The 19,419-nt window shown below is 30.7% G+C and carries 17 protein-coding genes; 4 read left to right on the top strand and 13 right to left on the bottom strand.

What is annotated here, in order from left to right:
• Window positions 1–48: 48 nt before the first annotated feature.
• From ACIQZ1_RS08010 to argS, 11 genes are all read right to left on the bottom strand, one after another.
• The gene (locus tag ACIQZ1_RS08010; RefSeq protein ID WP_396160453.1) at window positions 49–924 is read right to left on the bottom strand and encodes a bifunctional 5,10-methylenetetrahydrofolate dehydrogenase/5,10-methenyltetrahydrofolate cyclohydrolase; all 876 of its coding nucleotides are present in this window, start codon (window positions 922–924) and stop codon (window positions 49–51) included.
• Between the two features lie 72 nt (window positions 925–996).
• The gene (gene ffh, locus ACIQZ1_RS08005; RefSeq protein ID WP_396160452.1) at window positions 997–2,352 is read right to left on the bottom strand and encodes a signal recognition particle protein; all 1,356 of its coding nucleotides are present in this window, start codon (window positions 2,350–2,352) and stop codon (window positions 997–999) included.
• Between the two features lie 142 nt (window positions 2,353–2,494).
• Window positions 2,495–2,686: a hypothetical protein gene (locus ACIQZ1_RS08000; protein ID WP_291241052.1), complete on the bottom strand. Its 192-nt coding sequence runs from the start codon at window positions 2,684–2,686 to the stop codon at window positions 2,495–2,497.
• Window positions 2,687–2,769: 83 nt separating this feature from the next.
• On the bottom strand, window positions 2,770–3,228 hold the full coding sequence (locus ACIQZ1_RS07995) for a hypothetical protein (protein ID WP_396160451.1): 459 nt from the start codon (window positions 3,226–3,228) through the stop codon (window positions 2,770–2,772).
• A 90-nt stretch (window positions 3,229–3,318) separates the two neighbouring features.
• Window positions 3,319–3,513 (bottom strand): DUF6132 family protein, encoded by a 195-nt coding sequence (locus ACIQZ1_RS07990; protein WP_396148749.1) that lies wholly within the window; start codon window positions 3,511–3,513, stop codon window positions 3,319–3,321.
• Window positions 3,506–3,808, bottom strand: coding sequence for a thioredoxin (gene trxA, locus ACIQZ1_RS07985; protein WP_353077284.1), 303 nt, complete (start codon window positions 3,806–3,808; stop codon window positions 3,506–3,508). The genes ACIQZ1_RS07990 and trxA overlap by 8 nt, the downstream gene beginning before the upstream one ends.
• Entirely contained in the window at window positions 3,801–4,004 is a 204-nt protein-coding gene (locus ACIQZ1_RS07980; RefSeq protein ID WP_396160450.1) for a hypothetical protein, read from the bottom strand. The genes trxA and ACIQZ1_RS07980 overlap by 8 nt, the downstream gene beginning before the upstream one ends.
• Window positions 4,005–4,164: 160 nt before the next feature.
• Window positions 4,165–5,838, bottom strand: a complete 1,674-nt coding sequence (locus tag ACIQZ1_RS07975; protein ID WP_396160449.1) for an MBOAT family O-acyltransferase — start codon at window positions 5,836–5,838, stop codon at window positions 4,165–4,167.
• Between the two features lie 6 nt (window positions 5,839–5,844).
• Window positions 5,845–7,278: a GDSL-type esterase/lipase family protein gene (locus ACIQZ1_RS07970; RefSeq protein WP_396160448.1), complete on the bottom strand. Its 1,434-nt coding sequence runs from the start codon at window positions 7,276–7,278 to the stop codon at window positions 5,845–5,847.
• Window positions 7,271–8,728 carry a hypothetical protein gene (locus tag ACIQZ1_RS07965; protein ID WP_396160447.1) on the bottom strand — a complete coding sequence of 486 codons (1,458 nt, stop codon included), beginning with the start codon at window positions 8,726–8,728 and terminating at the stop codon, window positions 7,271–7,273. Before ACIQZ1_RS07965 ends, ACIQZ1_RS07970 begins: the two co-directional genes overlap by 8 nt.
• Window positions 8,729–8,832: 104 nt before the next feature.
• On the bottom strand, window positions 8,833–10,611 hold the full coding sequence (gene argS, locus ACIQZ1_RS07960; protein ID WP_396160446.1) for an arginine--tRNA ligase: 1,779 nt from the start codon (window positions 10,609–10,611) through the stop codon (window positions 8,833–8,835).
• A gap of 178 nt (window positions 10,612–10,789) precedes the next feature.
• On the opposite strand from argS, the gene ACIQZ1_RS07955 reads away from it, so the two are divergent.
• The gene (locus ACIQZ1_RS07955) at window positions 10,790–13,192 is read left to right on the top strand and encodes a TonB-dependent receptor domain-containing protein (protein ID WP_396160445.1); all 2,403 of its coding nucleotides are present in this window, start codon (window positions 10,790–10,792) and stop codon (window positions 13,190–13,192) included.
• Between the two features lie 113 nt (window positions 13,193–13,305).
• Here ACIQZ1_RS07955 and ACIQZ1_RS07950 read toward each other — a convergent pair whose 3' ends face one another.
• Both ACIQZ1_RS07950 and ACIQZ1_RS07945 read right to left on the bottom strand, forming a co-directional pair.
• Window positions 13,306–14,313, bottom strand: coding sequence for a 3-oxoacyl-ACP synthase III family protein (locus tag ACIQZ1_RS07950; protein WP_396160444.1), 1,008 nt, complete (start codon window positions 14,311–14,313; stop codon window positions 13,306–13,308).
• 65 nt (window positions 14,314–14,378) lie between these two features.
• Window positions 14,379–15,302 carry an ABC transporter ATP-binding protein gene (locus tag ACIQZ1_RS07945; protein ID WP_396160443.1) on the bottom strand — a complete coding sequence of 308 codons (924 nt, stop codon included), beginning with the start codon at window positions 15,300–15,302 and terminating at the stop codon, window positions 14,379–14,381.
• Window positions 15,303–15,477: 175 nt separating this feature from the next.
• Between ACIQZ1_RS07945 and htpG the strand changes: the two genes are divergently transcribed.
• The 3 genes from htpG to ACIQZ1_RS07930 all read left to right on the top strand — a co-directional run.
• Entirely contained in the window at window positions 15,478–17,358 is a 1,881-nt protein-coding gene (htpG, locus tag ACIQZ1_RS07940; RefSeq protein WP_396160442.1) for a molecular chaperone HtpG, read from the top strand.
• Between the two features lie 82 nt (window positions 17,359–17,440).
• Entirely contained in the window at window positions 17,441–18,523 is a 1,083-nt protein-coding gene (locus ACIQZ1_RS07935) for an SO2930 family diheme c-type cytochrome (RefSeq protein ID WP_396160441.1), read from the top strand.
• A 31-nt stretch (window positions 18,524–18,554) separates the two neighbouring features.
• Window positions 18,555–19,419 (top strand): hypothetical protein (locus ACIQZ1_RS07930; protein ID WP_396160440.1); only part of this gene is annotated, 865 nt, incomplete at its 3' end.

The raw sequence follows: 19,419 nt of genomic DNA, 5'->3' as shown, positions 1-19,419 counted from the left end.
AGTTATAATTAAAAAAAAATCTCAACTTAAAATTGAGATTTTTATCTTTTATTTTCTATTTTCTCTTGCTATCAATGTGTTTTTCAATAACATCGCAATTGTCATTGGACCTACTCCACCTGGAACTGGTGTGATAAATGAGGCTTTCTTAGAAACATTTTCAAAATCAACATCACCCACAATTTTATATCCTTTTTCGGATGTTTCATCTGGTACACGAGTAATTCCTACATCAATAACCACTACATCATCTTTTACCATTTCTGCTTTTAAATAATTTGGTACACCAAGAGCTGAAATAATAATATCTGCTTGTGAAGTAATTTGTGTAATATTTTTAGTGTGTGTATGTGTAACAGTTACTGTTGAATTACCTGGAAACCCTTTTCTTCCCATTAAAATACTCATAGGACGACCCACAATATGACTTCTTCCAATAACTACCGTATGTTTTCCTTGCGTTTTAACATTATATCTTTCCAATAATTCTAAAATTCCAAATGGTGTAGCTGGTATAAACGTACTCATATCTAAAGCCATTTTTCCAAAGTTTTCTGGATGAAAACCATCTACATCTTTTGATGGATGAATGGCCATAATAACTTCCTGAGTATCAATTTGAGGAGGTAATGGTAATTGCACAATAAAACCGTCAATGTTTGAATCTTCGTTTAATTCAGCAATTTTATTAAGTAATTCTTTTTCCGAAGTCGTACTTGGCATTTTTATCAATGTTGATTCAAAACCCACACGTTCACAAGCTTTAACTTTACTTCCTACATACGTTAAACTAGCTCCGTCATTTCCTACAATAATTGCCGCTAAATGAGGAACTTTTTCGCCATTTGCTTTCATTTTTGCTACTTCGGCAGCAATTTCCTCTTTAATTTCTTCTGATACTTTTTTTCCGTCTAGTAGTTGCATAGTTATTGTTTTTATAGTTAAAAAGTCGAATGTTTTAATTAATTCTTAAAACATTCGACTTTAATATAGTTCTTATTTCATTCCAGGCATTGAAGGCATTCCTTTCATTCCGCCCATCATTTGCATTAGTTTTTTTCCACCGCCGCCTTGCATCATTTTCATCATTTTACTCATTTGATCGAATTGTTTCATTAGCTGATTAACTTCTTCGATTTTTCTTCCTGCTCCTTTTGCAATCCTTGCTTTTCGTTTTACATCTATAATCGCAGGTTTACTTCTTTCTTTTGGCGTCATCGATTGTATAATTGCTTCTACGTGTTTAAAGGCGTCATCTTCAATTTCAACATCTTTCAACGCTTTTCCAGCTCCAGGAATCATTCCGACAAGGTCTTTCATGCTTCCCATTTTTTTAATTTGCTGTATTTGAGCTAAGAAATCATCAAAACCAAATTCATTTTTAGCAATTTTCTTCTGAATTTTTCTGGCTTCCTCTTCATTGTATTGCTCTTGTGCTCTTTCTACCAAAGATACTACGTCACCCATTCCTAAAATTCGTTCCGCCATACGAGAAGGATAGAACACATCAATGGCGTCCATTTTTTCTCCAGTACCGATGAATTTTATAGGTTTATTGACTACCGATTTTATTGAAATTGCCGCACCACCACGAGTATCTCCATCTAATTTTGTAAGAATTACACCATCGAAGTTTAATCTATCATTAAACGCTTTTGCTGTGTTTACTGCATCTTGACCTGTCATAGCATCGACCACAAATAACGTTTCGTGCGGCTGAATGGCTTTATGAACGTTTGCAATTTCGTTCATCATTTCTTCATCAACAGCTAATCGACCAGCGGTATCAATAATTACTACATTAAAACCATTTGCTTTTGCATGCTTAATTGCATTTTCGGCAATAGAAACTGCGTTTTTATTATCAGGTTCAGAATACACTTCCACGCCTATTTGATCGCCTACAACGTGCAGCTGATTAATTGCTGCTGGACGATAAATATCACAAGCTACTAAAAGCGGGTTTTTAGATTTCTTTGTTTTTAAAAAATTAGCTAATTTTCCAGAGAAGGTAGTTTTACCAGATCCTTGTAAACCAGACATTAAAATAACAGTTGGATTTCCAGATAAATTGACACCTGCAACATCTCCACCCATTAATTCGGTTAATTCATCTTTTACTAATTTTACCAATAGCTGACCTGGCTGTAATGTTGTTAATACATTTTCACCAATAGCTTTATCTTTAACTCTTGTAGTAAAATCTTTAGCAATTTTAAAGTTCACATCGGCGTCTAACAATGCACGACGTACTTCTTTTAAAGTATCGGCAACGTTTATATCCGTAATTTTTCCGTGTCCTTTTAATATATGGAATGCTTTATCTAACTTATCGGTAAGATTATCAAACATAATAATTGAGCTTTTTTAATGAAATGCAAATATAAGGTAAAGTTGTAAAGTAACAAAGTGAGCTACTTGCAAAATTTTAATTTTTAAAAATAAAAAAACCGTTCTGAAAATTCGGAACGGTTTTTAAATTATATGAAACATATTATTTTTTAGAACAACATGATTTTTTTTCAGTTGAAGCGCAAGATTTTTTCTCTGCCGCTTTTTTATCTGAACAACAAGATTTTTCAGTTTTCTCTTTTTTCTTTTCTTTTTCTTTTTCTTTAAAGTTAACTACAGAAGCAGAAGAAACCATAAATGCCATTAAGGCAACAATTGATAATACTTTTTTCATGATATTTATTTTTATTTGTTATACGTATTAACTTATATATTTCAAAAGTAATAATTTTATACTACATAAATGATAAATTTTTCTTAATTTTTTTCGAAGGTCAAATAATCCGTTCCGCCGTTACCTCCACTTACATCAATCAATTGAATTTTTGTATCCGTTCTTGAAACGATATCCCAGTCATCTGTTAAATCTACAAAATTAGCTGGAGTGGTAAAAGCAATATTAAAATCTAAATCGTTTAAAGTGTCATCATTACTATTTGAATCTGTAACCGACCAAGTTCCTGATGTAGTTAATCCGTTTCCTACTGCTGTAAGCAAATTATTTGAAGCAAATGTAAAATTATAACCTGTAAAATTAGCAGTTTCATTTACTCCTGAATCTACATAATTTGTAATACGCCAAGTACCTGAAATAACCGTATTAATTACTTGTGTTTGATTTATATTTGTTGGCGCATCATCTTCATCACTACACATAGAAGCTACATTAAGGACGAATAAAAGTGCTAAAACTGAAATTATTTTAATTTTTTTCATAATCAAAGAAATTAACTAATTAATTTTAAAAATCAAATATATATTATTTTTTTAATTTTAATTCGCGAATTTCCAAAAAAACAAGGACAATTATTTTTTCTTTGGTTTATTTTCAAAAATATTAAATAATAAGCCACTCATTAAAGCTCCATATAAAGTACTATTTACAGGACTTGAAGTTATTTTACAAGTTCCTGATGCACACCCAACATAAAAGTAATACAAATACCCTAAAATAGCACCTATAAAAATACCAATAAATGTTAATTTGTATTTTTTAAACATTAGCTTTTTGTTTCACAATAGTAACAATTTCATTTTTAGAAACCACACCCGATTGTCTCCATAACATTTTCCCGTTTTGAAACAACATCATAGTCGGCACTCCTTTTACTTGAAAATGAGCAGCAATTTCTTGGTTTTTATCTACATCAATTTTAATGATATTTACAGCGTCTCCTAACTCTTCTTTTGATTCTATTAAAATTGGAGCTAAAGCTTGGCAAGGACCACACCAAGTGGCGAAAAAATCAATTAACACGGGTTTGTTTCCATTAATTAGTTCTTGAAATTTACTCATCTTCTCTGTTTTTAGTTGGAACATTACAACCTCTGGGGCCACAACCTAAATTAAAAACCGCTTGAAACAAAAAGAAAACACCAAATGGAATAAATACCCATTGATTTTCCTCATATGCGGTGTAAAAACAAAATAAAGCAATCGCAATTCGGAAATAGCGCATAAAATGCCAATTGTTAAAGAATATATTTTTCATATATGTAAAATTTATTATTTGAGGTCATATATGGTATCGCCTTTTTATTTATATGTGTTTGCATACGCAAACTTGTTGTTAATGGCGATTTCATAGTTTAAAATCTTTATACAAATGTACTAAAGTTAAAATCACTACTATGTAACAAATATTACAGAACTTAAAACTGAAAATAAATAAACGGCTGCGGACCTGCCGATGCAGTAGCATAAACCAACCAAAAAACCAATCCTAAAATAATAGCGCGAGTAATTAAAGGCATAGCTTTAAAAACATCTTGAATGGCGATAGTAACTTTTTCGGGAATATAATGCCAAAAATAGCCTAAAAACATCAAAATAAATACATTTTGATAGCCTTGAATTATGGTGAACCACTGATTGAAATCGAAAGTTACTTTTCCAATATTCTGAATAATTTGTAATGCGATTGTAAAGTCTTTTGCTCGAAAGAAAATCCAACAAAACGCTACAAAATGAAAGGTTACAAGAATTCCAATAAATTTTAAAAATGGCGTTAAAAAGAAAATTTTACGCTTTGACGGCGGGTAATATTCTAAAAATATTTTATGGATAGCAAGTGCCATACCGTGTAAAGCACCCCAAATAATAAATCGCAAACTTGCTCCGTGCCATAAACCACCTAACAGCATAGTTGTCATTAAATTCACATTAGTGTACATCGTTTTTTCTTTTTCTCTTGAAAATAAAAAAGTAAAAACAAAGACTATAGTTGATGCTACAGCTATTAATAATGGTATGCTACTTGTTTTAGAGAAGGAAACGCCCCAAACAATAGCACCTATAAAAAACAAACTTGGGAATAAAAATCCTGCAAATGTTCCGTACCGATTTCCTCCCACAGAAATATATAAAAAATCCTTTAACCAAGTAGATAACGAAATGTGCCAACGGCGCCAAAAATCTGTAATAGAAGTGGATTTATATGGCGAACGGAAGTTAGTTGGTAATTTGAAGCCTAACAATAATGCTACCCCAATTGCCATATCCGAATATCCAGAAAAATCACAATAAATTTGAATCGTATAGCCATAAGACGCCATTAAATTTTCGAAAGGGGTATAACTATTTGGCAAATCGAAAACACGATCTACGAAGTTTAACGAAATATAATCTGAGATTACTGTTTTCTTTATCAATCCACCAATTATCAATAAAAACGCACGGTTGATATCGTCTTGAGTTACATTTAATTTTTGATAAATTTGAGGTAAAAAATCTTTTGCTCTTACAATTGGTCCCGCCACTAATTGTGGAAAAAAGGAAACGAAAAACAAATAATCTACAAAACGTTTAGTAGGTACGATTTCTTTTCGATAGACTTCAATAATGTAACTTATTGATTGAAACGTATAAAATGAAATTCCTACAGGTAAAATCACGTCAAAAAAAGCAAATTTTTCTCCAGTAACAGTGTTGGTAATGTCTACTAAAAAATTACTATATTTAAAATAACCTAAAAATCCTAAATTTAGAATAATACTAAATGTTAAACATAGTTTTTTATAAAAAACACTTGAAGTACGATGTACTAAATTTCCTAAATTATAATCAACAACTGCCGAACCTAAAAGTAATAAAAAATAAATTCCGCTTGACTTATAATAGAAAAATAGTGAAAATAAAATTACATAAACCATTCGCAAAGTGTCAGCTTTTTTCAGTAAAATATACCAAAAATAAAACACCAAAAACAAACCTAAAAATAAGCCCGTATTAAAAAGCAATGGTTCTTTTTCATTATAAACAAACCATTTTTCAATTACTTCAGGAGTAATTTTACCTATATTTTTATAAAACCATTCTTGCAACACAATCTCTTATTTTTCAGATTTATATAATTCGTACGATTGAATAAACGCATCGAAAAACAATTCGCCTTGTTTATCATATCCCGTATTAGAATAATGCACTTTATCTCTTGCCATTAATCCCATTCTTGTATTCATTATAATATTTTTATTTCCACCAAAAACATCTAATAAATTCCACACTGCATAGTTTTCAGTAGCTGCCATTTCAATAATTTTTTCGGCATATTTTTCAATGTAAATATTTTGAGATTTTCCGTGTAATACAGAAGGCGGTGGCGTAGTAACTAAAAATGATGCTTCTGGGGATTTTTGTTTAATACCGTCAATCATTGTTTTTAAATTCCCAAAATAAGTAGCAATATCTTGTTTATCAAAACTTTCGTTTGTTCCTAAAGAAATTACATACAAATCGGCTTCAAGTGCTGGTAGTTGTTCAAAAAACAAAGGGAATTTATTGAAATCGCTGCTTTTTGCACCATTTACACCTATTGAACTATACGTAATTCCTACGTTGTCATTTTCTAAAATCAAACCATTTAAAGCAAATTCAGAATTATTTTCATTTCCTATAATTGTAACTTTATCAATTGGTTTTTCAGAAGTATAGGAATTGTATAATGGTGTATTCTCTAATACAATAGGCTCGTAAACATACTTTACAGTTGAAACAGTTTTATAAGTGGTTACTGTTTTTCCACCAGGAATTTTTAGAATTTTTCCATCTCTAATATTATCAGATGTCAATCCGTTTGCTGCTTTTAGTTGTTTTAATGAAATGTTATATTTATCTGCAATTACACCTAATACTTCACCCGGTTTTACTTTATGAGAACTTATTGCTGGTGTTTTAACAGCTACTTTTTCTTGCGTAGTAAAACTTTTTTTTGCAAACGATACATTAAAAATATTTTCGTTTTTAGGTGAAATGACTTTTAATTTTGTGAAATCGAATTGAGCATCTTTAACTAACATATCTATATGAAAGGTTTTATCCTTGGGTTCAAATGATATCCCGCTTACGCCAACAGGTTTTGAAGTATCAGCATATAAATTTCGCGAAGCAGAAAATCCTCCAGAGCCTGTAAATTTGATAGGCGAACTATTATTTGTATTTGCTAAACTATATGGAAATGTAAATCCGAAACCGGCATTCCCGAAAATTTGCTGCATACGATATCTAATTTTTCCAGTAAATAAATCCGCTTGTATGTGCGAATCACCAATGTGAACTATTCGTACTTTTCTATCTTGGTTTTCTTCTAATTGATATAATTTTTCAAAAATAGCAGATAATGCTTTTTCGTTAGAAATTACATTATTAAATGCTTCAAAATTAGTCGTATCAATAGCAATTGTAGTGCTATCAATTGCTACTTTTACAGAATCGATTTGCGAAAAACCAAGTGTAGTAAAAAATAATATGTATATAAATTTATTCATTTAAAGTGTCTTTTGTTGCTGGTACCGAATCTAATACCTTAGTTTTGGGTTTGTTTTTCTGCTTTGCTAAAGCACGTAATCGTTTGTACTCAATGTAACCCGTATCTATTTGTTTATAAATTAGTTTTGCAATTTCTTTAGCGCCTCTGTGATTAAAATGCGTATAATCTTTATTGGCTTTTGCAGGTACATTTTCTACCCATTTCACCATAGAACCATCACCACCCATAAGAGTATACAGATTTACTAAACCCGCTTCTGATTTTACTGCATATCGTTTCTGAGCCATAATTAAAGGAGCAACGGCAGAATCTGATTTCATTTGCATATCGTACTTAGTTGATTTATCTGCAGTTGTAACAATTAAAACTGCTGCTCCAGGAAAACATTGCTTTACGTGATTTACAACTGTTGTCATTTTTCTTTCGTACCAAGAATAATTTAATGAACCGTAATTTAAAACGTTCGTTCCGAATTGTAAAATAATTAAATCGTATCCCAACTTTTGCTGAAAAGCATTCATTAAATCAATATTAAATGATCCTAACGGCAAACCAGAATTTCCTCGAGAAGAAAAATTATCAACGTGAATTCCTTTTCCATCATCGAAATTAAATCCATAAAATGGAATAGAATCTGCATTTATGAAATTTACTTTTACATTTTTTACAGTACTTCCAGTTTGAGTTGTGTTTAAAATAGCGTTTGGCACCAGTTTTTTATAAACAGTATCTTTTCCATTAACTTGAAACAACAATCCTTTTTTATTTTTGGAACTTCCATAAAAAAGAGTGGGATTATTTAACGTTGTTGAAAAACGATTTCTTCCTGCTTTATATTTCACCCAAGTAGGGTTTACTGTGTCTTTTGCAAAGAAAACAGCGCCATTCACTCCAAATGAACGCAATGGGCTTTTTGTTTTTAAATACGATTGGGATTTCCAGTTTGGAGAAAATTCGTGAATAACTGAACCTCTTGAAGCTGCAGATTCTGATGAAATATTTACAAACCCAACACCTTCTCCACCAAAAACACTTTGAAATTGAGTACGCACATCTTGTACAATTAGGTCGCCATCTGTCATTGAATCCCCAAAATAGGCAATTCGGGCTTTTCCTTTTTTATTGGTTTCTAATTGGTATAACTTTTCAAAAAAGGGAATTAGGTATTGATATCCCTTATATTGTTCAAATTTTTCACTTGAAAATTTAATTCCTAATGGATTTGAAACAAAAGAAATGGTTTTGTTTGTTAAAGTGTCTTCTTCAGAAAGGTTAGCGCCTTCTGCAACAGCTTCTAACATCAAACTATCCACAATAATATTTTTACTATTTGTTGAAGCGTCTGGAAATAATTTTTTAGGCAAAAACGATTTAAACCCAATAAAAGACACAATTGCAATTACTACAATTAGCCAGGATTGAAAGAAATATGATTTGTTTTGTTTCACTTTTAATTTTGTTCTTAACCGCAAGGTTCGCAATGAATTCGCAAAGCTCGCAATGATTTATTTTATTATTATAAAAATGTATTTCAAAAATCGTAAATAGAATTTTACATTCTCTCAGGAACACTAATTCCTAATAATCCGAAAGCATTTTTAATTACTTGGCTTACAGATTTTGACAGTTGCACTCTAAATACTTTTTTATCTAAATTATCTTCTCCTAAAATCGACACATTTTGATAAAATGAATTAAATTCTTTTACCAATTCGTAGGTATAATTCGCAACTAATGCTGGGCTATGATTTTCAGCAGCATTTTGAATTACTTCAGGAAATAATTGTATTTGTTTTATTAACTCTTTTTCTTTTTCGTGAAGTTCCACAAGTTTTGATTCGGAATTATAATCGAAAGTAGCTTTTCTTAATATCGATTGAATTCGAGCATACGTATATTGAATAAAAGGTCCTGTATTTCCATTAAAATCTACTGATTCTTCTGGATTAAACATCATTTGTTTTTTCGGATCCACCTTTAACATATAATATTTTAAAGCTCCTAAACCAATTGTGTTGTACAAAATTGCTTTTTCTTCTTCAGAATAGCCATCTAATTTTCCTAAATCTTCAGAAATTTGTTGTGCTGTTGTAGTCATTTCAGCCATTAAATCATCTGCATCAACTACAGTTCCTTCTCGCGATTTCATTTTTCCAGAAGGTAATTCTACCATTCCGTACGATAAATGAAATAAATTTTCAGCCCATTCGTATCCTAATTTTTTAAGAATTAAGAACAATACTTTAAAATGATAATCTTGCTCATTTCCAACCGTATACACCATTCCTCCAATGTCTGAAAAATCTCTAACACGCTGGATAGCCGTTCCGATATCTTGCGTCATATACACAGAAGTTCCATCTGAACGCAATACAATTTTTTCGTCTAAGCCATCTGCCGTTAAATCAATCCAAACCGAGCCGTCTTCTTTTTTAAAGAAAACACCATGACTTAAACCTTCTTCAACTACATCTTTTCCTAACAAATAGGTGTTGCTTTCGTAATAATAACTGTCGAAATCTACTCCTAAATTAGTGTACGTTACAGAAAATCCATCATATACCCATTGGTTCATAGTTTTCCAAAGTTCAATAACTTCTGGTTTCCCATTTTCCCAATCTAAAAGCATTTGTTGGGCTTCTAAAATAAGTGGTGCTAGTTTTTTTGCTTCTTCTTCTGTTTTTCCTTCTGCCATTAAAGAAGCAATTTCTACTTTATAAGCTTTATCAAATTCCACATAAAAATTACCAACCAATTTGTCGCCTTTTAAACCAGTTGAAGTTGGTGTTTGTCCTTTGCCGAATTTTTGCCAAGCCAACATCGATTTACAAATATGAATTCCTCTATCGTTAATAATTTGTGTTTTATATACTTTTTTACCAGAAGCTTTTATAATTTCAGCAACAGAATAACCCAATAAATTATTTCTTATATGACCTAAATGCAAAGGTTTGTTTGTATTTGGTGAAGAATATTCTACCATTACTGCTTTATCATCTTCTGTGGGCGATACAAAGCCGTACAAATTATCATTTTTTATGCTATTAAAATAAGAAATATAATATTCATCTGAAATTACTAAATTTAAAAAACCAGCAACTACATTAAATTTTGATACCTCAGCCACGTTTTCTACTAAATACGCACCTATTTTAGTTCCTATTTCTACAGGGTTTCCTTTAATTTGTTTAACCAACGGAAAAACGACCATAGTAATATCGCCCTCAAAATCTTTCTTTGTGGATTGAAATTCAACTTTTTCAATAGAAATTTGAAATAGTTTTTCAACGGCATTTTTTATAGGTTCAAAAAGAATCTCTTGTAATAACATAATCGTGTTTTTAATAGCGTGCAAAGATAGAATTTTTAACCAATTGAAAAGTTCATTTGTAACAAAAATGCACAAATTTTGTCTAATGAACAAAATTCATATTTTACGCTGTAAGTTCTTCATGTTTAAACACGTTATTTAACAGCTAAATTATTCTTTAAAATCTTTAAAAAAAATCATGAAATTAAAACACATTTTTAGTGCCTTAGTATTTGTTTTTTCAACTGCAAATTTAGTGGCTCAACAAAACAACCCTGGTATTATTAGAGGAAAAATTACCGACAAAACATCTAATGAACCTGTTGGTTTTTCAACGGTTAGCGTTTTAGAAGGCCAGAAACCAGTAGCTGCCATTTCAACTAAAGAAGATGGAAGTTTTGAAATAAAAAATTTAGAATTGAAAAGCTATGTTTTAAAAGTCAACTTTATCGGATACAATGATGCGTCAAAAACGATTACTTTATCTGAAGAAAACAAAGAAGTAAACATTGGAAATATTACAATAGAATCGAATGCGAATACTATTGAAACCGTATCTATTGTAAAAGAACGCTCCACTATTGAACAAAAAGCCGACAGAAAAGTAGTAACTATTGGTAAAGATCTAATTGCCTCTGGAACTACTGCATCGGAAATTTTCAATAACATTCCAACAGTAAGTATTGATCCACAAACCAAGGAATTAAGTTTACGTGGCAATAGCAATGTTAGAGTTTTAATTGACGGAAAACCAACCAATATTGATGCGGGACAGTTATTACAACAAATCCCATCAGCTTCCATAAAACAAGTCGAATTAATAACCAATCCGTCATCTAAATACAATCCAGAAGGAAATAGTGGAATTATAAATATTATTTTAAATAAAAATACACAAAATGGATTTAATGGTAATATAACTACTGGCTATACATTTGGAATTACTCCTAAAACAAATCAGTCGTTAAATTTAAATTATAAAGTGGGAAAAGTAAATTTTTATACCAATTATGGCTTTAATCACGGAAAAAACAGAAGTTTTGGTTTTGTAGAATCGGATCGTCCGAATTTAGAAAACAGACAAGATTTTAACTTCACTAATACCAACACGTCTCACTTGGCTAAAATTGGAGTGGATTATTACATTAATGACAACAATACTTTATCGTTTTTTACAAACTGGAATGTTGCAGATGGAAAAGGAAATTCAACTACAAATGTAAATTATTATAACACTTCTAAAATAGATGAATTACAAACTAATACTAACAACAGTGGAAATATCACACAAACCTACGATTTAAACTATAAACATAACTTTAAGAAAAAAGGTGAGTTAATTGAATTTCAAGCCAATTATGCCAAGACTTCAAACGAAGATATCTCCTATTTTAGAAACAATGGCGTATTAAGATTAAATGACATAGACAGCAAAACAAACTATGCCCAATTTAATATTGATTATACAAATCCGATAGACGAAAACTCAAAAATTGAAATGGGTTTTGAAAGTAGAATTCAAGATGGACAAAATAATTTTTACAATGAATCGTTACCATTTTATGGTTCTAATCCGTTTACTTTTAATAGAAACATTCACGCGATTTATACAAATTATAGCAAATCATTTGGCAAATTTAGTGCCCAAGTTGGTGTTAGAATTGAAGAATATACTTTAGATGCCAAATTTGAACGTGATGAAAAAAATCCAAATTATTTTGAATCCACTTCAGTTGAAGATGAAATATTCACAGCGTATCCATCTGCGTATTTATCTTATAAATTAGATGACAAAAATACCTTTAATTTAAACTATACCCGAAGAGTTGATCGCCCGAGTATTGGACAAATAAATCCTATTAGAGAATGGACGACACCTTTAATTGAATCTAGAGGTAATCCAGCATTAGAACCGCAATTTACCAATTCATTTGAAATTAATCATACCAAAATTTTCAGTTTAGGAAGTGTGACTTCTGCCGTATTTTACCGATTAATTAATGCTGAAATTTCGAGAGTTATTTTTCCAAATCCATTGAACAACATTCAAAATATTATGTCGTTTGATAATTTTGACAACAACAGTCAATTGGGCGCAGAAATAAACGCCAATTTAAAATTAACAAAATGGTGGTCAACTAACGCAAGTGCAGATGTGTATTACAAAACCGTTCGTGGAACTGTTACAAATATCAACACCAACTTACCAGAAAATAAAGAAATAAACGTATCCACTTTTAACACGCGATTAAACAATACTTTTACTGCTACCAAAAAATTACGATTTAATTTATTTGGAATGTATAGAAGTCGCGATTTAGGATTGCAATATTTAAGAACGCCAATGTATCGTGTAGATTTTGGAGCAAACTATAGTGTTATAGGTGGAAAAGGTACCCTTTCTGCAAGAATGAATGATATGTTTAGAACCCAATTTTTCGGATTTAATGGAAACATTCCGTTCCGTCAAGATGGTGAATTTAGATTTGAAAGCAGAACCTTTTATGTAGGGTTCAATTACAATTTTGGAAGCGGTAAAAACAAGGAACTACAACGCAAACAACGTGAGAAAAACGAAACCCAAGGTGGTGGAATGTTTTAATTTTGGTGTTGGGTGTTGGGTTTAAGGCATAAGGCAAAAAAAGCGTTCAGAAGTTTCTGAACGCTTTTTTTGTATTCTATTTTCATATTGTGTTATCTATACTCCAAAAAAAATTACCATCTAATAATCACGCTTCCCCAGGTAAAACCAGAACCAAATGCGGCTAAAACAACTACATCGCCACTTTTAATTTTACCTTTTTCCCAAGCTTCTGTTAAAGCAATCGGAATAGATGCGGCGGTAGTATTTCCATAATTCATAATGTTATTATACACTTGGTCATCAGACAATTTAAATTTCTGCTGAATGAACTGAGAAATTCTCAAATTGGCTTGGTGTGGCACTAATAAATCAATATCTGAAACTTGTAAATCATTGGCTTCTAAACCTTCGTTAATGACTTCACTAAAACGAACTACTGCATTTTTAAATACAAATTGTCCATTCATATAAGGAAAATAACTTTCATCATTTGGATCATTATCTGCAATAATATCGGTAACCCAGCGTTTTCCCATTCCTGGTGCAATTAGGGCTAATTCTTCGGCATGTTGCCCTTCGGAATGTAAATGAGTAGATAAAATTCCTTTATTCATATCTTCTTCTCTTGAAAGAACGGCTGCTCCTGCTCCATCTCCAAAAATCACTGAAACACCTCTACCTTTATCTGACATATCTAATCCGGTAGAATGTACTTCGGATCCAATTACCAAAATATTTTTATACATCCCTGTCTTAATATATTGGTCGGCAATTGAAATGGCATACACAAATCCAGAACATTGATTTCTAACATCTAATGCGCCAACTGTTTTTAATCCTAAATCACGCTGCACTAACACACCAGGACCTGGAAAATAATAATCCGGTGAAAGTGTGGCAAAAATTACAAAATCTATATCTTCTTTAGCAACATTTGCTCGCTGTATAGCTATTTCTGCAGCTTTAACCCCCATAGAAGTGGTGGTGTCTTCTCCCCTAATGATATGACGACGCTCTTTAATTCCTGTTCTTTCTTGAATCCATTCGTCATTTGTATCCATTATTTTGGATAAATCATCATTTGTTACAATGTTTTCTGGCACATAATAACCTAAGCCCGATATTTTTGAGTGGTACATTTTATTGATTTTATTAAGCAAATTTAAGAAAAATATGCTATAATTTATTATTTATAATGTGGCAATTATTCCTTAATTTTAAGATTGATGATACTCTGTTTCTCAATTTTAAATTCTGACTCAAAATAAACGAGTTGATTTTCAAATTTTGCCTCAATCAAATAATATTTCCCTTTAAAATAGGAAGACACTACCTCAACTTGAATTTCAGATTTTTCTACAATTTGCAATTGATTGGGATAAATTAACTGCATTTTTCCATGTATTTTAATTTCATTTACTTCACCAAATAATGCAGCTGTATATGGGTATTTAGGATGATTATATAATTCAAGTGGAGTTGCTTTTTCTAAAATAGTAGTGTCTTTTAAAACAATAACCTCATCTGAAAACGACAACACATCATTAATGTCGTGACTTGCAACAAGTGTTGTAATTTGTTTTTCTTTTAAATATTGAAATATTTTTCTTCTTAATTTGTTTTTTCTAAAATTATCAATGTGTGAAAATGGCTCGTCTAACAGTAATACTTCTGGCTCTTGTGCTAATACTCGTGCCAACGCCACACGCTGCATTTGTCCGCCACTTAAAAATTTGGCTTTTATATGTTTAAATTCAGACATTTCTACCAAATTTAAAAGCTCATCTATTCGGTCTTGTTTTTCTTTTGGATAAAAATTAGATAAAAATTTTCCAACGTTTTCCCCTACTGTAATAAATGGCATTAAATCGAAATCTTGTGCTAAATATTTCATAAATGGCATTCCTGGTACAAGATGAAACTTCGGCCCTAAAATAGACTCAGACTTCCATGAAAGATTGCCTTCATCGCAATCATATAATCCGTAAATAATTTTCAATAGGGTACTTTTTCCGCAACCACTTTCTCCAATAATGGCTAATTGATGCCCTTCATTTAACGTAAATGTTAGATTTTGTAAAATAATTTTTTCTTGATATGAAAAAGAAGGAATGGCTACGTGAAGCATTTGCGAATGTTATGGAAATAATTCTAAAAAATAAAGTGTAAATATATTACTTTAAATGAAACCAAAAAAATAAGCTGATTTTAATAAAATAAAAATGTCAATTTGTCAGCAAAAGTAATATTGGTACTTAATTTGACTACTTAAACTACGTAAAATTAATTTAAATAAATACAATATGACATCAGGAAAAATTAATGTTTCGGTGGAGAATATTTTCCCATTGATTAAAAAATTTTTGTACAGCGATCACGAAATTTTTCTTCGTGAATTAATTTCTAACGGAACCGATGCCACTTTAAAATTAAAACATCTTACCAGCATTGGAGAAGCAAAAACGGAATACGGAAATCCGATTATAGAAATTAAAATTGATAAGGAAGGTAAAAAACTTCACATTATCGACCAAGGTATTGGTATGACATCAGATGAAGTGGAAAAATACATTAACCAATTGGCGTTTTCCGGAGCAGAAGAATTTTTAAATAAATACGAAGATTCTGCTAAAGATTCTGGAATAATAGGACATTTTGGTTTAGGCTTTTATTCTGCTTTTATGGTAGCCTCTAAAGTTGAAATTTTTACAAAATCATTTAAGGACGAGCCAGCTGCGCATTGGACTTGTGATGGAAGTCCTGAATTCACTTTAGAACCTCATACTAAAACCGATAGAGGAACCGAAATTGTATTACACATTGCAGAAGATTCATTGGAGTTTTTAGAAGAATACAAAATCCGTGAATTACTTACTAAGTACAATAAATTTATGCCTGTTCCTATAAAATTTGGGACTAAAAAAGAAGCTTTACCAAAACCAGAGGATGCTGGGGACGATTATAAAGCGGAATATATTGATGTTGATAATTTCATAAACAATCCAAATCCAGCTTGGACAAAACAACCAACCGAATTGTCTGATGAAGATTACAAAAAATTTTACAGAGAATTATACCCTTCACAATTTGAAGAACCTTTATTTCACATTCATTTAAATGTAGATTATCCATTCAATTTAACTGGTATTTTATATTTTCCTAAATTAGGGTCTGATTTACAAATTCAGAAAGATAAAATTCAGTTGTATCAAAATCAAGTTTTTGTAACGGATAATGTGGAAGGAATTGTACCCGAATTTTTATTGATGCTTAAGGGTGTGGTAGATTCTCCAGATATTCCTTTAAATGTTTCACGTTCTGGCTTACAAGCCGATAGTAACGTAAAGAAAATTTCAAATTATATTACTCGAAAAGTTGCTGACAAATTAAAATCGTTATTTAATGAAAACCGTGAGGATTTTGAAGCAAAATGGCACGACATTAAAATTGTTTTAGAATACGGAATGCTATCTGAACCTAAATTCTATGAAAAATCTAGCGATTTTGTATTGTATCCAACAACAGAAAATAAGCATTATACATTAGCTGAATTAAAAGAGGCAACTAAAGATTTACAAATTGATAAAGATGGAAAATTAGTAGTTTTATACGCATCAAATAAAGAAACACAGCACAGTTATATTGATATCGCTACAAGCAAAGGATATCAAGTATTACTTTTAGATTCTCCAATTGTATCGCATTTGATTCAGAAATTAGAAGCCGACAATGAAAATTTAACTTTTGCACGAGTTGATGCGGATCATATTGATAAATTAATCAACAAAGAAGAAGTGCAAATTTCTAAATTATCAGATACTGAAAAAGAAACCTTAAAAACGTCTTTAGAAGCTGTAATTCCGAAAGCTTATTCTGTACAATTAGAATCATTAGACAGTGATGCCACTCCATTTATAATTACGCAACCCGAGTTTATGCGTCGTATGAAAGAAATGAGTCAAAGTGGCGGCGGCGGAATGTTTGGAATGAGCAACATGCCCGAAATGTATAATTTAGTAGTGAATGCGAATTCTGAATTGGCTAATTCCATTTTAGAAGCCAAAGATGAAGTACAAAAAGAGTTAGTAAAAAACGCGTTAGATTTAGCTAAACTATCTCAAGGTTTATTAAAAGGCGAAGAATTAACGGCTTTTGTAAAAAGAAGTTTTGAAACGCTAAAATAATAAGTACTACATATTTTAGAAATCCTGACAGACATTTTTTCTGTCAGGATTTTTTTATATATTGCGGATTCATATTTAAATAATGAAATTAGCAAAACAAGCTTTAATATTTTTTTTAGTTATCCTTTTGTTTTCTTGTAATAAAGAAGACAACAGCGACTTGTATACTGCTATATCACCAGTAAAAATGGATTTAACCCAGGTGCCATTTGTAAAACTTTCAGATTATAATTTTTTTCAAGGCGAACTTAAAAACCAAGAGCCTGTTTTAGGCGTAATACCATATAAGCCTGAAAGTGAGTTATTTACAGACTACGCCGAAAAGAAAAGGTTTGTTTGGCTACCTTCTGGTTCAAAAGCCACTTATGTAAATGATTATTCTGTTTTAGAACTACCTGTAGGCAGCGCATTAATTAAAAGTTTTTACTACAATCATGTGTTACCTTCAAATACTACAAGGATCATAGAAACACGAATAATGATTCGAAAAGCTAATGGTTGGATTTACGCTAATTATATTTGGAATGAAGAGCAAACAGAGGCATATTTAAATTTAAATGGTAGTACGAAACAAATTACATGGATTGATAATAATGATGTTACAAGAACAATAGATTACGACATTCCAAATGAATTAAAATGTGCGGGTTGTCATACTATTTCAAACGAAAAAAGACCTATTGGAATAAAACCTCAAAATTTAAATGGCAATTACAATTATAATGATGGTGTTTCAAACCAATTGGCAAAGTGGAAATCTCTTGGGATACTTGAAAGCAATACTCCTGCGAATATAAATGCAGTTGTAAACTACAAAGACACGACCAAACCGTTAGAAACAAGAGTACGTTCTTATTTTGATGCTAATTGTGCACATTGTCATCAAACAGGTGGTTATGCGTCATTTTTCAATTTAAAATTTGGATTTAATGAGACTTCAAATTTATCAAGTATGGGCGTTTGTGTTTCACCTAATCATATAGTTCCTGGTATGGAAGGAAGAATTGTTAAACCAGGAAATTTAACACAATCACTATTATATTTCAGAGTTACTACTAATGACCCGAATTACAGAATGCCGTTTTTAGGAAGAACAATTGTTCATGATGAAGGTGTTGCCTTAATCGCAGAATGGATAAATTCTATTACAGAATGTCCTAATTAGAAATTATTATCAATTATTACAGAACCCTTAAATGAAAAAGTTTTGGTTACATATTTTGAAAATCTTGTTACCAATTTTTATTTTCTTTTTGGTTTTAGAAATTGCACTTCGGAAAATTCCAAACGATTATCAACTTAAAAATTCTTATTTTGATAAAAATGCTTCGAAAATTAACACCCTTATTTTAGGAAGTTCTCATACTTTTTATGGCGTTAATCCTGAATATTTTTCAAAGCAAACATTCAATGCTGCTTATGTTTCACAAACATTAGATTTAGATGAAGAACTCTTACATCATTACAAGGATAAATTAACGAATTTAGAAACAGTGATTATTCCTATTTCATATTTTAGTCTGTTTGAAACCTTAGAAACTGATGTTGAAAAATGGCGTTTAAAAAACTACATCTTGTATTATGGTTTTGAGAATAAATATCATTTTACAGATAATTTTGAAACTTTAAATCATGATATTTTATTAAATATAAAAAAAGCAGTAAAACATTACGCTTTAAATAAATCATTTATAACCTCTTCTAATTTGGGTTGGGGAACAAACTTTAATTCAAAAGAAAGAAAAAAATTTGAAGGTCAATATACTGCAAAAAAACATACTGCAATAAACATTAAATTATATAATGATAATTTAAAAAGTCTTCAGAAAATTATAAAAGTGTGTCAAAAAAAGAATATTAAGATTCTATTTATTACCACACCTACTCATCTTTCTTATTATAAGAATTTAAACCAAATTCAATTGTCTAAAACAATTAAAACTATAAATGAATTGGTTCAAAAAAACCAAAATTGCAGTTATTTAAATTTATTGAAATCTGACAAATTTATAACAGCCGATTTTTATGATGCTGACCATTTAAATGAAATCGGTGCTAAAA

It is taken from the genome of Flavobacterium sp. (genome assembly GCF_044341185.1).
Lineage (GTDB): Bacteria > Bacteroidota > Bacteroidia > Flavobacteriales > Flavobacteriaceae > Flavobacterium.
Note: the sequence above shows the minus strand (reverse complement) of the source record. Positions and strands in the feature narration are given on the sequence as shown.

Coding starts and splice junctions, on each gene's coding strand:
- ACIQZ1_RS07980 (WP_396160450.1), bottom strand. CDS start 4,004: ATGAAAAATATATTCTTTAACAATTGGCATTTTATGCGCTATTTCCGA.
- ACIQZ1_RS07970 (WP_396160448.1), bottom strand. CDS start 7,278: ATGAATAAATTTATATACATATTATTTTTTACTACACTTGGTTTTTCG.
- argS (WP_396160446.1), bottom strand. CDS start 10,611: ATGTTATTACAAGAGATTCTTTTTGAACCTATAAAAAATGCCGTTGAA.
- htpG (WP_396160442.1), top strand. CDS start 15,478: ATGACATCAGGAAAAATTAATGTTTCGGTGGAGAATATTTTCCCATTG.
- trxA (WP_353077284.1), bottom strand. CDS start 3,808: ATGAGTAAATTTCAAGAACTAATTAATGGAAACAAACCCGTGTTAATT.
- ACIQZ1_RS07955 (WP_396160445.1), top strand. CDS start 10,790: ATGAAATTAAAACACATTTTTAGTGCCTTAGTATTTGTTTTTTCAACT.
- ACIQZ1_RS07945 (WP_396160443.1), bottom strand. CDS start 15,302: ATGCTTCACGTAGCCATTCCTTCTTTTTCATATCAAGAAAAAATTATT.
- ffh (WP_396160452.1), bottom strand. CDS start 2,352: ATGTTTGATAATCTTACCGATAAGTTAGATAAAGCATTCCATATATTA.
- ACIQZ1_RS08010 (WP_396160453.1), bottom strand. CDS start 924: ATGCAACTACTAGACGGAAAAAAAGTATCAGAAGAAATTAAAGAGGAA.
- ACIQZ1_RS07990 (WP_396148749.1), bottom strand. CDS start 3,513: ATGTTTAAAAAATACAAATTAACATTTATTGGTATTTTTATAGGTGCT.
- ACIQZ1_RS07935 (WP_396160441.1), top strand. CDS start 17,441: ATGAAATTAGCAAAACAAGCTTTAATATTTTTTTTAGTTATCCTTTTG.
- ACIQZ1_RS08000 (WP_291241052.1), bottom strand. CDS start 2,686: ATGAAAAAAGTATTATCAATTGTTGCCTTAATGGCATTTATGGTTTCT.
- ACIQZ1_RS07995 (WP_396160451.1), bottom strand. CDS start 3,228: ATGAAAAAAATTAAAATAATTTCAGTTTTAGCACTTTTATTCGTCCTT.
- ACIQZ1_RS07950 (WP_396160444.1), bottom strand. CDS start 14,313: ATGTACCACTCAAAAATATCGGGCTTAGGTTATTATGTGCCAGAAAAC.